The sequence below is a fragment of the Sinomicrobium sp. genome, from assembly GCA_029266035.1.
Classification (GTDB): Bacteria; Bacteroidota; Bacteroidia; order Flavobacteriales; family Flavobacteriaceae; genus Sinomicrobium.
The window spans coordinates 137821-153559 of record JAJUFH010000001.1 but is presented as its reverse complement, the minus strand read 5'-3'; the positions used below and the strand labels follow the sequence as shown (position 1 = coordinate 153559).

At 42.1% G+C, this 15739-nt stretch carries 14 protein-coding genes and 1 tRNA gene; 14 read left to right on the top strand and 1 reads right to left on the bottom strand.

The features are described from left to right. Window position 1 precedes the first annotated feature (1 nt). From ACYZZR_RS00605 to ACYZZR_RS00555, 11 genes are all read left to right on the top strand, one after another. Window positions 2–1465 (top strand): UDP-N-acetylmuramoyl-L-alanyl-D-glutamate--2,6-diaminopimelate ligase, encoded by a 1464-nt coding sequence (locus ACYZZR_RS00605; RefSeq protein ID WP_461532046.1) that lies wholly within the window; start codon window positions 2–4, stop codon window positions 1463–1465. A gap of 30 nt (window positions 1466–1495) precedes the next feature. Further along, window positions 1496–2722 (top strand): phospho-N-acetylmuramoyl-pentapeptide-transferase, encoded by a 1227-nt coding sequence (gene mraY / locus ACYZZR_RS00600; RefSeq protein WP_461532045.1) that lies wholly within the window; start codon window positions 1496–1498, stop codon window positions 2720–2722. Window positions 2723–2767: 45 nt separating this feature from the next. Further along, entirely contained in the window at window positions 2768–4102 is a 1335-nt protein-coding gene (gene murD, locus ACYZZR_RS00595; RefSeq protein WP_461532044.1) for a UDP-N-acetylmuramoyl-L-alanine--D-glutamate ligase, read from the top strand. A 29-nt stretch (window positions 4103–4131) separates the two neighbouring features. Beyond that, entirely contained in the window at window positions 4132–5337 is a 1206-nt protein-coding gene (locus tag ACYZZR_RS00590) for an FtsW/RodA/SpoVE family cell cycle protein (RefSeq protein ID WP_461532043.1), read from the top strand. Continuing rightward, on the top strand, window positions 5324–6415 hold the full coding sequence (gene murG / locus ACYZZR_RS00585; protein WP_461532042.1) for an undecaprenyldiphospho-muramoylpentapeptide beta-N-acetylglucosaminyltransferase: 1092 nt from the start codon (window positions 5324–5326) through the stop codon (window positions 6413–6415). Before ACYZZR_RS00590 ends, murG begins: the two co-directional genes overlap by 14 nt. Window positions 6416–6434: 19 nt before the next feature. Further along, entirely contained in the window at window positions 6435–7799 is a 1365-nt protein-coding gene (murC, locus tag ACYZZR_RS00580; protein ID WP_461532041.1) for a UDP-N-acetylmuramate--L-alanine ligase, read from the top strand. 42 nt (window positions 7800–7841) lie between these two features. Further along, a complete protein-coding gene (locus ACYZZR_RS00575; RefSeq protein WP_461532040.1) occupies window positions 7842–8561 on the top strand; it encodes a cell division protein FtsQ/DivIB in 720 nt (239 codons plus the stop codon). A gap of 3 nt (window positions 8562–8564) precedes the next feature. Next, complete coding sequence (gene ftsA / locus ACYZZR_RS00570) at window positions 8565–9902, top strand: cell division protein FtsA (RefSeq protein WP_461532039.1); 1338 nt, start codon at window positions 8565–8567, stop codon at window positions 9900–9902. Between the two features lie 44 nt (window positions 9903–9946). After that, window positions 9947–11902, top strand: coding sequence for a cell division protein FtsZ (gene ftsZ / locus ACYZZR_RS00565; RefSeq protein ID WP_461532038.1), 1956 nt, complete (start codon window positions 9947–9949; stop codon window positions 11900–11902). Between the two features lie 173 nt (window positions 11903–12075). Continuing rightward, on the top strand, window positions 12076–12522 hold the full coding sequence (locus tag ACYZZR_RS00560; protein WP_461532037.1) for a GatB/YqeY domain-containing protein: 447 nt from the start codon (window positions 12076–12078) through the stop codon (window positions 12520–12522). A gap of 84 nt (window positions 12523–12606) precedes the next feature. Then, window positions 12607–12680, top strand: a tRNA-Arg gene (locus ACYZZR_RS00555). Window positions 12681–13340: 660 nt separating this feature from the next. On the opposite strand, the gene ACYZZR_RS00550 is transcribed toward ACYZZR_RS00555, so the two are convergent. After that, window positions 13341–13952 carry a hypothetical protein gene (locus ACYZZR_RS00550; RefSeq protein ID WP_461532036.1) on the bottom strand — a complete coding sequence of 204 codons (612 nt, stop codon included), beginning with the start codon at window positions 13950–13952 and terminating at the stop codon, window positions 13341–13343. Between the two features lie 142 nt (window positions 13953–14094). On the opposite strand from ACYZZR_RS00550, the gene ACYZZR_RS00545 reads away from it, so the two are divergent. From ACYZZR_RS00545 to ACYZZR_RS00535, 3 genes are all read left to right on the top strand, one after another. Beyond that, window positions 14095–14988, top strand: coding sequence for a DUF72 domain-containing protein (locus tag ACYZZR_RS00545; RefSeq protein WP_461532035.1), 894 nt, complete (start codon window positions 14095–14097; stop codon window positions 14986–14988). Between the two features lie 137 nt (window positions 14989–15125). Next, a complete protein-coding gene (locus ACYZZR_RS00540) occupies window positions 15126–15416 on the top strand; it encodes a hypothetical protein (RefSeq protein ID WP_461532034.1) in 291 nt (96 codons plus the stop codon). An 18-nt stretch (window positions 15417–15434) separates the two neighbouring features. Further along, a complete protein-coding gene (locus ACYZZR_RS00535; protein ID WP_461532033.1) occupies window positions 15435–15728 on the top strand; it encodes a cell division protein ZapA in 294 nt (97 codons plus the stop codon). Window positions 15729–15739 lie beyond the last annotated feature (11 nt).

Sequence of the window (15739 nt, the reverse complement as noted above, 5' to 3'; positions counted from 1 at the left end):
TATGAATGTACTGAGAGACATATTGTATAAGGTAAAGATAGAGGCCGTGGCTGGAGATACTTCCGTGGCTGTAAATGATCTGTGTTTCGATTCGAGAAAGGTGAGTTTGAACGATGTCTTTATTGCGGTAAGAGGAGAGGAAGTCGATGGACACGCATTTATCGATGCTTCTCTTCGACAAGGAGCCGTTGCCGTGGTCTGCGAAAAGATGCCAGATAGTATTGTAAACGGAGTTACCTATGTACAGGTAGAGGATACACATACCGCTCTGGCGGTTATGGCTTCTAATTATTACAAAAACCCTTCTGAGAATATAAAAGTGATAGGTGTCACTGGAACTAATGGCAAGACCACTATTGCGAGCTTGCTTTATCAGCTGTTTCGGAAGGCCGGATACAAAACCGGGTTGTTGTCTACAGTGAGGATTATGGTAGATGACGAAGAACACAAAGCTACCCATACCACGCCAGACCCTCTTGCTATAAACTACTACCTCGACTTGATGACAAAGGCAGGGGTAGAGTTCTGTTTTATGGAGGTTAGCTCACATGGAATAGCACAGAAGCGAACAGAAGGACTTCGATTTTCCGGTGGGATATTTACCAATCTCACTCACGATCACTTAGATTATCACAATAGCTTTGCAGCCTATAGAGATGTGAAGAAACACTTCTTCGACACCTTGCCCAAAGGAGCTTTTGCACTGACCAATGCCGACGACAAAAACGGTATGGTTATGATTCAGAATACAGCGGCGACAAAATATACCTATGCCTTAAAATCGTATGCCAATTTTAGAGCGAAAATACTGGAGAATCAATTTAGTGGACTATTGCTCAAAATCGGAGAAAATGAGGTTTGGGTAAAACTCATAGGACAATTCAATGCCTATAATATACTTGCGGTATATGCCGCAGCCGAATTGTTGGGGCTGGAAACTGTAGAAGTCCTTCGACTGGTAAGTGAATTGGAAAGTGTACAAGGGCGGTTTCAATACTTTGTTTCGGAAGGAGGGATAACCGTTATTGTCGATTATGCGCACACTCCGGATTCGCTACAGAATGTACTGGATACTGTGAATAGTATTCGAACCGGTAACGAGGAAGTCATTACCGTAGTTGGGTGTGGCGGAGATCGCGATAGGGCAAAAAGACCTCTTATGGGTGAAATTGCTGCAAGCTTGAGTACTAAGGTTGTCTTTACATCCGACAATCCTAGAACGGAGGATCCCGAACTGATTATTGAGGAAATGGAAAAGGGGGTACCTCCCCAATATTACAACAAAACCCTGTCTGTTACAGACCGCAGACAGGCTATAAAGGCAGCCTGTCAGATGGCAGACCGAAACGATATTATCCTCATTGCCGGAAAAGGACATGAAACCTATCAGGATATCAATGGAGAACGAAGGGACTTTGACGATTTTAAAATTTCAGGAGAGCTGATAAAGGCACTCGATAAATAAGAACAGTAACGCATAAAAAGAAGAAACTGAATGCTATACCACTTATTTGAATACTTGAGTCAACACTACCAGATTCCAGGAGCCGGACTTTTCCAGTTTCTCTCCTTTCGCGCTGCCTTGGCAGTGATATGTTCTTTGTTGATATCTACCATTTTCGGTAAGCATATCATAAACCTTCTTCGAAAACAACAGGTAGGAGAAACTGTGAGAGACCTCGGACTCGAAGGACAGTCGGAAAAGGCGGGAACCCCTACTATGGGAGGAATTATCATAATACTGTCTACCCTGGTTCCGGTATTGCTCTTCGCTCAACTCAACAATATTTACATCATTGTGCTCATCATCACTACGATATGGATGGGAGTTATCGGTTTTGTAGACGATTATATCAAAATATTTAAAAAGGATAAAGAGGGGCTTAAAGGCAGATTCAAGGTGTTGGGACAGATAGGTTTGGGGATTATTGTAGGCGCTACCTTTTATTTTCATCCTGAAGTCACAGTAAAGGAAGGAGTTAATCCCAACTATGTGCAAGTCGCATCAAACAAAGTGCAGATCGATGCTGGAGAAGAGGAAAAGTCGACCATTACCACAATTCCCTTTGTAAAAGACAACGAACTGGACTATTCAAAGATTATTGCTTGGGCGGGTGATAATTACAAGGATTACGCTTGGCTTATCTTTATTCCAATAGTGATTTTTATCGTTACAGCCGTTTCAAACGGAGCAAATCTCACCGATGGAATAGACGGCCTGGCAGCGGGCTCGTCGGCCATTATCGTCATTGCATTGGGGATTTTTGCCTGGGTTTCGGGAAATGTCATTTTTTCCGATTACCTCAATATTATGTATATCCCCCGGGTAGGAGAAATATCGGTGTATATCGCTGCTTTTGCCGGAGCTCTTGTAGGCTTTTTATGGTATAATACCTATCCGGCTCAGGTGTTTATGGGAGATACAGGAAGCCTTACTATTGGGGGGATTATTGCGGTAATTGCTATTGCAGTGCGCAAGGAATTGCTCATCCCGGTATTGTGCGGGATATTCCTAGCCGAAAACCTTTCAGTAGTGTTGCAGGTGGGGTATTTTAAATACACCCGTAAGAAATACGGAGAGGGCAGACGAATTTTTCTGATGTCGCCTCTGCATCATCACTATCAGAAAAAAGGATATCACGAGAGTAAGATAGTAACGCGCTTCTGGATTGTGGGGATTATGCTGGCAGTGATAACGATAGTAACCCTAAAGGTGAGGTAAGCAAACCTAGAAATGATAAAAACGGACGTGAAAGAGGGGATTGAAATGAAAAAGTTAATAGTACTGGGAGCAGGAGAAAGCGGAATAGGTACAGCGATTCTAGGTAAAAAAGAAGGTTTTGAGGTATTTGTTTCAGACAGAGGAACGATAAAACCGAAGTATCGCAACGTTCTTGATCAATTTGAAATATCGTGGGAAGAAGGCAGTCATGACGAAGGCAGAATACTGCAGGCTGACTTGGTGATGAAAAGTCCGGGAATACCAGATAGTGCAGCGCTGGTAAGACAGCTGGTAGATCAGGGAATTCCGGTGATTTCGGAAATAGAGTTCGCAGCTCGTTACACCCGTGGAGTGCTGATCGGTATTACGGGAAGCAATGGCAAAACCACCACTACCACGCTCACGCATCACCTGTTGCACAAGGGCGGATTGAATGTTGGAATGGCAGGGAATATAGGAAAGAGTTTTGCCGGAATGGTGGCTGAAGATGACAAGGAGTTTTTTGTGTTGGAAATCAGCAGTTTTCAGTTGGACGGTATTAGGGAGTTTCGTCCGCATATAGCTGTGATTACCAATATTACACCAGATCACCTCGATCGGTACAATTACGAGTTTGAACAGTATACAGCATCCAAGTTTCGGATTGCAATGAATCAGACAGAAGAAGATTACCTCATATACGATGCAGATGATGAAGTGATTTCAGATTGGCTCGAGAAGCATCCGGTAAGATCGGTGCTATTGCCTTTCTCACTCGAAAAAGAGGTGTCGCAGGGCGCCTGGATAAACAATGATAAAATAGTAATAAACATAGATAACGAACAGAGTATTATGTCTACAGACACATTAGTATTGGAAGGAAAACACAACGTCAAGAACACTATGGCGGCTTCCTTGGTGGCACATTTAGTAAAGGTGAGAAAACAGACCATAAGAGAGAGTTTTGAAAACTTTCAAGGGGTGGAACACCGATTGGAAAAAGTGTTGAAAATTCAGAATGTGCAATACATCAACGATTCTAAGGCTACCAATGTCAACGCAGTGCACTATGCGCTCGACAGCATGTCGGCTCCTACGGTGTGGATAGTGGGCGGACAAGATAAGGGCAACGATTATTCGGTACTGATGCCCTTGGTTCGCGAAAAGGTAAAAGCCATTGTGTGTCTAGGGGTGGATAACTCAAAAATAATAGATGCCTTTGGTAGGGTGGTAGATGTAATGGTAGAGACACAATCTATGGAGGAAGCGGTAAAGATAGCTTATAAGATAGCTGAGAAGGGAGATAATGTGTTGCTATCTCCCGCCTGTGCCAGTTTCGATTTGTTTGAGAATTACGAAGATCGAGGAAATCAGTTTAAAGAAGCCGTAAAACACTTGTAACAGTTTGTGAAAAGCGGAAATGAGATAGTATGCAGAGTCTGTTTAAAAATATCAAGGGAGACCGGGCCATTTGGGCTGTAGCCGCGCTTTTGGCCGTGCTTTCATTCCTGCCGGTGTACAGTGCGAGTTCCAACCTGGTATATGTGGTAGGAACTGGAACTAGTGTGGAATACCTGTTGGTAAAACACGCTGTACTGTTACTGATGGGATTCGGGATTATTTTTGCGATTCATCGTATTCCGTATAGGTATTTTAAGGGGCTGTCTATACTCTTTATGCCTGTGGTTTTTTTGGTGTTGATATTCACTTTGTCTCAAGGTACGACTATCGGTGGCGCGAACGCCAGTCGATGGATCAAGATTCCCTTGGTTGGGATTACTTTTCAGCCATCGGCCTTGGCCATAGTTGTACTTCTTACTTATGTGGCAGGCTATCTGTCTAAGATAAAAGATAGGGTGGTTAATTTTAAAGAAACTATAGTTCCGTTGTGGTTGCCTGTATTTGCGGTAATGGCATTGATACTCCCTGCCAACTTTTCTACTACGGGAATTCTGTTTGTCATAGTGCTGTTGCTGTGTTTTATAGGAGGGTATCCCATAAAACATCTCGGGATGATAGTGGCTGCTGGGATATTTGGACTTTTTCTGTTTATACTGGTCAATAAAGCTTTCCCTAATCTGTTGCCCAACCGTATCGATACTTGGGTGAGCAGAGTTGAAAGCTTTACTAACGGAGAAGATAGCGAGGCCGATTATCAGATTGAAAAAGCCAAGATTGCCATTGCCACTGGAGGGGTACTGGGAGTAGGTGCTGGAAAGAGTGTGATGAAGAACTTCCTCCCTCAAAGTTCATCCGATTTTATCTATGCTATCATCGTAGAAGAATACGGTTTGGCAGGAGGTTTATTACTCCTGTTTTTGTATATGCTATTGCTGTTTAGAATCGTTATTGTAGCCAATAAGGCCGATTCCATTTTCGGGAAACTTCTCGTTATAGGAGTGGGATTACCTATAGTGTTTCAGGCGTTTATCAATATGGCAGTGGCGGTTGAAATCTTTCCTGTTACCGGACAGAATTTACCTCTGATAAGCGCGGGAGGTACATCGATTTGGATGTCTTGTCTGGCTCTGGGTATTATTTTGAGTGTAAGCGCCAGAAGAGAAGAGGAGGAAGTGAAGAAGGAAATAACAGCAGAACAACAAAATCCATTAGAGATTTTAAGTGGACAATTATAGGTTTATCATATCAGGAGGAGGAACAGGCGGGCATATTTACCCGGCCATAGCCATAGCTAACGAGTTGAGAGCCCGTTATCCAGAAGCGGTGTTTCTGTTTGTAGGAGCAAAGGATCGTATGGAGATGGAAAAAGTACCGAGTGCTGGCTACGACATAGAAGGTTTGTGGATATCAGGAATTCAGCGCAAGCTCTCTCTGAAAAACCTGTTGTTTCCAATAAAATTGATAAGCAGTTTGTGGAAAGCGCGCAGTATCGTCAGAAGGTTTCGTCCCGATGTGGTGATAGGTACCGGTGGCTTTGCCAGTGGTCCCTTGCTTAAAGTAGCTTCTTCACAAGGAATTCCTTGTGTGTTACAAGAGCAGAATTCGTATCCGGGAATTACTAACAAATTGCTCGCCAAAAAAGCGAGTAAGATATGTGTTGCTTACGATGGATTGCAGCGTTTTTTTCCGGCTGATAAGATTGTAAAGACAGGAAACCCTGTACGACAAGACCTCTTGGATGTTTCCGGAAAAAGGGAAGAGGCGATGGAGTTTTTTAAACTCGATCCAGAGTGCAAAGTACTGTTGGTGCTGGGAGGTAGTCTCGGGGCGAGAGCTGTTAATAGGCTGATACGGAATAACCTAGGGTTTTTCGCCGATTTGGGGGTACAGCTGCTGTGGCAATGCGGTAGTCTGTATTATGAAGAATTTAAAATACATGCGAGCAATACGGTTGCTATACACCCGTTTATCAACGAAATGGCCTTGGCCTATGCCGCAGCCGATATGGTGATATCTAGGGCAGGGGCCGGGTCGGTCTCAGAATTGAGTATAGTGGGAAAACCGGTGATATTTGTGCCATCGCCCCACGTAGCTGAAAATCATCAGGTTAAGAATGCTCAGGCAGTGGTGAATAAAAATGCTGCAATACTGATAGAGGAAAAAGATTTGGATAGTGTTTTTGAAGAGAAATTCAGAGCCTTGGCAGGCTCAGAGCAGAAACAAGACGAGCTTGGACACAATATCGGGAAACTGGCTCTCCCCAATGCCACTTCTGATATTGTAGACGAAATAGAAAGATGCCTAAAAAAGTAGGATTGAGCGGAATTTATACATGGAGATAAAGAGTATACATAGTGTTTATTTTGTAGGAATAGGAGGCATAGGAATGTCGGCCTTGGCTAGGTATTTCCACTTTATAGGTAAGGAGGTGGCCGGTTATGACAGGGTGTCTTCTAGTATAACAACAGGCTTGGAAGAAGCGGGGATTACTGTAACTTATTTGGATGATGACCGTGAAATTCCCAACAGCTTTCAGAACCCAGAACACACACTTGTAGTTTACACTCCTGCAATACCGAAAGACAGTGTGCTTTTGCACTATTTCAAAGCGGGCGGTTTCCAGGTGAGTAAGCGTGCGGAGGTACTCGGGTATATTACCACAGATACCTTCTGTTATGCCGTTGCAGGAACACATGGAAAGACCACTACCTCGTCCATTTTGGCCTATCTGCTCAGGGAAACCGGTACGCAACTCACAGCTTTCCTCGGAGGGATATCGGAGAATTTTAACAGCAACTTCCTAATCGAAGGAGAAGAGGTGACTGTTACAGAAGCTGATGAGTTCGATCGTTCATTCCTGCATTTGTCTCCTGATATAGCCTGTATAACTTCAGTAGATGCCGATCATCTCGACATATATGGAAGTAAGGATGAGATGGAAAAGAGCTTTCGCGATTTTTCTAAGAAGGTAAAACCTGGAGGGAAATTGATTGTGCACTTCGGTCTTCCTTTTGAGGGAGTGACCTATGGCTTTGAAGATGCTGCCGATTACGGACTGGAAAATATAAAAATAAGTGAAGGGCATTATGTATTTGATATTCGCATGCCTAAAGGAAAGGTGAATGGAGTCGTTTTCGGAAAACCTGGAAAGCACAACCTGCTGAATTCCGTGGCGGCGTTTGCCATGGCGGTTGAAGGAGGAAGTTCTCCTGAAAAGGCAGCCCAAGCTCTCGCAGGTTTCAAAGGAGTAAAACGTCGTTTTTCTTATCAGATCGATACCGCAGAAATAGTTTATGTGGACGACTATGCCCACCATCCTACTGAGATAGAAGCAGCACATCAGGCCGTTAGAGAAATGTACCCAGGGAAAAAGGTGCTGGCTGTGTTCCAGCCTCATTTGTACAGTCGCACGCGCGATTTTTTGGAGGAGTTCGGCAAGAGTTTATCCGCTTTCGATCAGGTAGTTCTGTTAGATATTTACCCGGCGAGGGAATTGCCTATTGAGGGAATTACTTCCGAAAAGTTGCTACAGAAAATATCACATGATAACAAGCAATTGTCGAGTAAAGAAGCTTTGCGAGAATTACTCCAAAAGACCGATGCCGAGATTATACTCACTCTTGGAGCGGGAGATATAGGGGCAGAAGTGCCGCGAATAAGACAGATACTGGTCGATAGATTTGGTGTTGAAGACTAAAAGAACAGTGTTAAAATGAACCAAATACTCGTATAATTGAGGATGATGAGAAAGGTAATTCACATAGTAAAATTGTTCCTTGTGATGGCTGTGCTGATATTTCTGTACTCCTTCGCCAATCACAGGTATGACAAAAAAAAGTTGAGTGGAATAGACGTAGTATTTTTAGATGGAGACAACCTTTTTATCACGCATCAAACGGTTAATAAATTGTTGATACAAAATGCAGACTCTATACCAGATATACCCAAAGAAAAATTAGTTTTGAATAAATTGGAGGATATACTAAACTCTAATGAAATGATACAAGACGCTCAGGTTTATATGACTGTAAACGGACAACTTGAAGCGAAGATTAAGCAAAGAGAACCCATTGCCAGAGTTGTGGGAAAATCCTCTTATTACATAGATAGACAGGGAAAACGCATGCCTTTGTCGCCGGTACATACGGCAAGAGTGCCACTGGTATCGGGTAATGTCGATGAAGACTCGATAAAAGAGGTGTATGCCTTGGTAAAGTATATAGATAGAGATGGTTTTTTGAAGAAGAATATTACCGGTATTCACAGGGAGGCTTCCGGATATACACTGCACCTGAGAACAGACGATTTTGCAGTGGTATTGGGAGGGGTAGATAGTTTGGGACAAAAAATTGTCAACTTTAAAGCGTTTTATCAGAAAGCATTAAAAGATCAATTACTCGACAAGTACAATAAAATAGACCTGAGATTCAATAACCAGGTGGTGTGCACCAAAAAATAAGTTATGGAACAGGAGAAATACGGAATAGGACTGGACATAGGAACCACGAAGATTGTGGTTATGATAGGCCGTAAGAATGAATACGGAAAGATAGAGATATTGGGTATTGGCAAAGCCAAGAGCCTGGGTGTACACCGAGGGGTAGTGAGCAATATTACCCAGACGATACAATCCATTCAACAGGCGATCCAAGAGGCTGAAAATAATTCGGGGAAACGTGTAAATGAGGTTGTGGTAGGCATTGCTGGACAGCATATCAGAAGTTTGCAGCACAGTGATTATATCACCCGAACCAATTCTGATGAAGTAATCGACGATCTCGATGTAGATCGGCTTTGCAATCAGGTGTATAAATTGGTCATGCTCCCTGGAGAAGAGATTATACACGTGTTGCCCCAGGAGTTTAAATTGGATGGACAGTCGGAGATCAAAGAACCTGTAGGAATGTATGGAGGAAGGCTCGAAGCTAATTTTCACGTAGTAGTAGGGCAGGTTTCTTCTATTCGCAATATAGGTCGTTGTGTAAAGAGTTCCGGATTAGAATTGTCGGGAATAACACTAGAGCCGTTGGCTTCGGCCAATGCCGTGCTAAGTCAGGAAGAGAAAGAAGCTGGAGTAGCTTTGATCGACATAGGAGGTGGAACTACAGATCTGGCTATTTTTAAAGATGGTATTATCCGTCACACCGCTGTAATTCCCTTTGGAGGCAATGTGATTACCGACGATATCAAGGAAGGCTGTTCTATCATAGAAAAACAGGCAGAACTGCTCAAGATCAAATTTGGTTCGGCCTGGCCAGGGGAGAACAAAGACAACGAGATTGTATCCATTCCCGGGCTAAGAGGTAGAGAGCCCAAGGAGATAACCTTGAAAAATCTATCTAAGATTATCCATGCTAGAGCTGTAGAGATCATAGAACAGGTGTATATGGAAATCAAGAATTACGGACATGAGGAACAAAAGAAGAAACTCATAGGCGGAATTGTCTTGACAGGGGGGGGTAGCCAGTTAAAGCACCTGAAACAACTGGTGGAATACATCACCGGAATGGATACGAGAATAGGCTATCCCAACGAGCATTTGGCAGGCGATTCTGATCCGGAAGTGGCTAGTCCCGTTTATGCTACGGCAGTGGGATTGGTAATGAATGCTCTCGACAGACAGAGCAGATCTGTCGCAGAAGAACAAGTCACCGAAAAAAGTAGTCAAACCAAGGAATCACCGAATAACCCAACCGATGAACCCAAAACAGCATCAGATTCAACAGGGACTGGAAGACGCAAGTCTTTCCTCGAAAAATGGTCTGATAGAGTAAAAGAATTTTTAGACAATGCTGAATGATAGTATTGACTGAAGAAAAGTAGTAAAACCTGTAAACAAATATTATGAGTAGCAACACAGATTTTGGAAACATCTCGTTTGATATGCCCAAAAACCAAAGCAATGTAATCAAGGTTATAGGCGTTGGCGGAGGAGGAAGCAATGCGATAAATCACATGTTTCAACTGGGGATTAAAGGAGTCGATTTTGTAGTGTGTAACACCGATTCGCAAGCCTTAGACAACAGTCCTGTACCCAATAAAATACAACTAGGAGTTTCTCTTACGGAAGGACTCGGTGCAGGAGCCAATCCGGAAGTAGGAGAAAAATCTGCTATAGAGAGTTTTGAAGAGATCAAGGGAATGCTCGACAGCAATACTAAGATGCTCTTTATTACCGCAGGTATGGGAGGCGGTACCGGTACAGGAGCTGCACCTATCATAGCTAAAATGGCAAAGGAAATGGACATCCTAACTGTAGGTATAGTAACTATTCCTTTCCAATTTGAAGGGAAAACGCGTAACGAACAAGCTCGAAGAGGAGTTGAAAATCTGAGAAGTCACGTTGATTCTCTAATTGTGATCAACAACAATAAACTTAGGGAAGTATACGGTAACCTAGGGTTTAAAGCTGGTTTTTCTAAAGCTGATGAGGTTTTGGCTACCGCTTCGAGAGGTATAGCTGAAGTTATTACTCATCACTATACCCAAAACATCGACTTAAGGGATGCTAAGACAGTATTGTCAAACAGCGGTACCGCTATTATGGGGTCGGCTTCAGCTTCAGGAGGAAGTCGTGCTCAGGATGCTATTGTCAAGGCACTCGACTCGCCCTTGCTCAACGATAACAAGATCACAGGAGCCAAGAACGTACTGCTACTTATCGTTTCTGGTGGAGAAGAGATCACTATCGACGAGATTGGGGAAATCAACGATCACATCCAAAATGAAGCTGGTCACGGAGCCAATATTATCATGGGAGTTGGGGAAGACGAATCGTTGGGTGATGCCATTTCGGTAACTATTATCGCTACAGGTTTTGATATAGAACAACAACACGAAATCGTCAATACAGAAGCCAAGAAAATTATACACACTCTAGAAGATGAACAAAGAGCGGTGCAGAATCTCACTCCAGATAAAACATCGATGACTATGAGTTTTCCCGACGCTTCCCATCAGGAACTACCGAGGAAAGAGCAAAAGGCTATAATACATACACTTACGGAAGACGATGATACAAACTTGATACCTACTTCCGATATCCTCAGAAATATGGATGTGGTGTATGACGAAGTTTATGCCAAGGAAGAGGATTTCGTTATTATAGATACTACAAAGCAAATCGAGAATTTGGAGGTTGAAACAGAAGAGGTGGATATCGATGCGAGAAAAGCACAACAACAAACCACTCTTTCCTTTGATATGCCGGTAAAAAAAAACTCAGTAGAGACTAATAAACCTACAGTTGATACGAAAGAGCAACCTGAAAGACCTGTGACTAAGGTTTTTGAACTCGATATAGATGAGGCCAAGGATTATGATGTAAGAGATCATGTAGAAGTAATACCTGTAACGGAAGTGTCGGAAGAGGGTGTACGTCGTTATAGTTTGGATGATTACATGGAAGTAGAGAACAGGCTTTCTAATGCTAGTGCTAAATCTACTCCAGCAGATGAAGTGACAGATCAGGAACTCGCTTTGGAAAAAAAGGTGATTAGCACTCCGGAAGAAGGTGTGGGTTCGGAGGAAGTAGATCCGTTTAATACATCGATAGAAGAGAGTTTGAAGTTGAGAGCTGAAGAGAGACGCAAAAAACTCAAGGAGTTCAACTACAGGTTTAACAACAGTATTTCTAAGATTGACGAGATAGAAAAACAACCTGCCTATAAAAGGCTTGGGGTAGATCTTAGTGAAAGATCGTCAGATGGTGGTGCATCGAGAATTTCAGTGGGAAATGACAGTAATGACGATGTACAGTTGCGAACAAATAATTCTTTCTTACACGATAATGTGGACTAAAAATAGTCGATAAGATTTCGGTGTCTTTCACCGGGTATAAGAAGCTTAATGATCAAACGCCATATCCTTCTGGATCGTGGCGTTTGATTATTTTAGAGGGTAAAAAAACTGTATTTTTACACAGCATATTATATTTCTTTCTTATATTCGCAAACCAGAATAAAACTGATACGATGAGTCTGCAAAGCAAGGTAATGGAAGCGATGAAAACGGCGATGAAGGCCAAAGATAGCATATCTTTGGAAGCGTTGAGAGCCATTAAATCGGCCTTGCTGCTCGCGCAGACCGAAAGTGGAGCGAAAGAACTTACTGAAGAAGATGAGTTGAAAATGTTACAGAAGTTGGTAAAACAGCGAAAAGACAGTGCAACCATCTACGAGGAGCAAGGAAGAGCTGACTTGGCAGAGCCTGAATTGGCTCAGGCGGCAGTTATAGAACAATTCCTTCCCGAACAACTCAGTGAAGAAGAAATCGCTAAGGTGATAGATGAGCTCATAGTCCAGACTGGTGCCGAGAGTATGAAAGATATGGGGAAAGTGATGGGAATGGCTACTAAAGCACTGGCCGGAAAAGCTGATGGCAAGATTATCTCTGCGCTTGTAAAGCAAAAGCTCGCTTGACGACAAACCCGCGAAGTCGGGTGTGGGCAGGGAATTTGTAGGTGATATTCTAGAATAAAAATAATTCTCATTTTTCGAGAATACGGCCCCGTGGCGCAACTGAATAGCGCATCAGATTTCGGCTCTGAGGGTTGCAGGTTTGAATCCTGCCGGGGTCACGAATAAATAGTGCAAACAAAAAAACGCCAAGTAACACTTGAGTGTTTTTTTGTTTGCACTATTTTCAAAGCGGAGCTTTGCAGGATGTGCGCAGCAAATCCTTTCGTGAATCTGGAATAGCCAAAATCAGATGTTTAGCCAAGTAACACTTGAGTGTTTTTTTGTTTGCACTATTTTCAAAGCGGAGCTTTGCAGGATGTGCGCAGCAAATCCTTTCGTGATCCTGTGTACGTGTCTTAATGTTACATTTACTGTTAAAAAGAATATCCCCACCCCAGCTAAGGAATTAGCAGTTTAGAAAATTCAAATTTTCACGACTTCTTACGCGAAAATAAGCGTAAAACCAAATAACCAAACAAAATAAAAATGGATATTACTACACTGAAATGAAGATAGTTAATAAGATAATATGTTTCATGTATATTTATTGTAAGGAATTGATCTCTCGTTAAGAGCCCAACAAGTAATACAACTCCCAAAAAAATAAAAATCAAATACTTTTTCATTATGCTTAGGTTCTAGTATAATAATAATCCAAAAAAAAGGCGTTAAATAAGGTAAATTCCCCACTTTTAATTTTATTAAAACTTACAGAAATATGGAAGGTAACGACCATTGTCTCTTTCTCTATAGAAGGGAAACAGTACAAAAACAGGTGATTAAAACCGGTAACTAGCTCCTATGTTGACAATGCCTTTATGCCCAAATCCCAACTCGACAAAACCTCCGAGCTGTCTTCCTATTCTCAGTCCTAGCGGATTTATTTGAAAAGCAAAAGAAAAGTCTGAGTCTTTTAGCATTTCTCCTTGAATGTCGTTTTTGGAAGACAGTACCATGACTCCTAAACTTGCAGTACCATAAAAATCGATCATAGAGCTTTTTGAATAGGAAAGTTCACCAGTAGGCATAATGACAAAGGCATTTATTTTTGAAGTATAGCTATCTCTGTCAGCTTCGTTACCTCTTTCCTGCATAGTGCGCTCTATATGCAAATAGCCCACATCGGCACCCACCCTGAGTTTGGGTGATAATTGACGAGTATATCGGATACCAAACATTCCTTGTTCTTTGCTGTCTACTTCCCTATAATCTTTACCGGCTAGGGTGTTGATAAGTAAATTATCCAAAGCATCTCCGAGAACAGCTCCCAATTTAATGGAAGAAGCATCGCTGTATACGATACGGATATCGTTTTTGGCTGTTTGCTGTGCTTGCATACTGAATGCGCCAAAAAAAAGTATAACGGTCGATACTACAAATGACTTTCTCATTTTTCAATCAAAATTTAATATATTGACCTGTCGAAGATAGGCGATTTCAGTGTATGAGACAAGGTGTAGTAAGTGATATTTGTCTATTTTAAAAGAATTGTCTGCTATAGATAAAACGAGTTTAATCATTAAAGAGTAGATTGTGAAATTTGGAAAAGTAGAACATCCTGAGTACGTAGATTTTTCTTTCCCCCAAGATCATCAGGATACTGCCGGGGTATTGGCATCGGATAGAGGAGAAGGAGACTTGGAAATTTATATAGGTTGTGCAAAGTGGAATAGACAGGATTTGAAAAATTTTTATCCAAGGGGAACAAAAGACGAATTGTCGTACTACGCTTCCCAATTTAACGCCATAGAACTAAATGCTAGCTTTTACAGAAATTTTCCTCCATCGCAATTTGTAGCATGGTATGATAAAGTGCCGAAAGATTTTCGTTTTTTTCCCAAGGTCAATCAGCGGATAAGCCATCTCAAGCGCCTTTTGGATTTTGAAGCTCCCTTAGAAGAATACCTGGAGGGAGTAGTACACCTCAAGGAAAAGTTGGGGACGGTGTTTTTGCAGATGCACAATAATTTTGCCCCCAAGAACTTCGATCGAGTTATTCCTTTTATAGAACAGTGGCCAGAAGAGATTCCTCTCGCTGTAGAGTTTCGTCATACCGACTGGTTTAACGATACTGCAGTTGCCGACGAGCTCTGCCATTTACTTCGGGAGAACAATGTGGCCAATATAATTGTCGACACTGCGGGTAGAAGAGATCTTATGCATATGCGACTCACCAATAACGAAGCTTTTGTGCGTTATGTCGGAGCCAACCATTCCAGTGATTACGACCGACTAAACGATTGGGTAGAACGCCTGACACAGTGGACGCAGATGGGTTTGAAGCGGATTCACTTTTTTGTACACCAAAACATCGAACAGGCTTCACCTCTGTTGTCTGCCTATCTTATAGAACAGCTTAACAGCCGTTTGCAAACGGCTATCAAAATACCTCAAACTCTAATAGATACACAGAAAAAACTGTTTTAGATCTGTTTTTTTTAAGCTTTGGAGTCCGTTTACAATTTGTATTCCGATTGATGGAATGTGATAAAAAAGTGATAAACTATTGCGAAGTATAAACAGGTATGTTAACTTTGTAAACAGATGAATTGTGATTTGCAGCTATGGGGAATATTACCGAAATAGTTGATTCCTTGGAAAATAAGATGAGTAAGCTACTTCATAAAATGGAAGTTTTAAAGCAGCAAAATCTCAAACTTGAAAAGGAATTGACACTTTCCCGAAAGACTTTGGAGGAAAAAGAAACCGTCATAATCGATTGGGAGGAAAAGTATAAAGCCCTTAAACTGGCAAACGCAATGTTGGGCAGTAGCGAAAGCAAAACAGAAACTAAGCTTAAGATAAATACTTTGATACGAGAGATAGACAGTTGTATTGCTCAACTCTCGGAATGAGGTGATCTGTGAGAAAATATGGAAGACAAGCTCAGGATAAAAATATCGATAGCCGATAGGGTATACCCGCTTACTATAGAGCCTTCTCAGGAAGAAGGGCTTAGAAAAGCGGCTAAAAATATCGAAGGGCTTGTAAAACAATTTGAACAGAATTACGCCGTGAGAGATAAACAAGATGTGTTGGCCATGTGCGCTTTGCAGTTCGCCTCTCAAGTGGAACAGAAAAGTATAGATAGAGAAAGAGGAAATGAAGAGGCTGTAAAACGCCTAGAAGCGCTTGGCGAATTGCTTGATTCACAACTTAGTTCATAAGATACACAGGT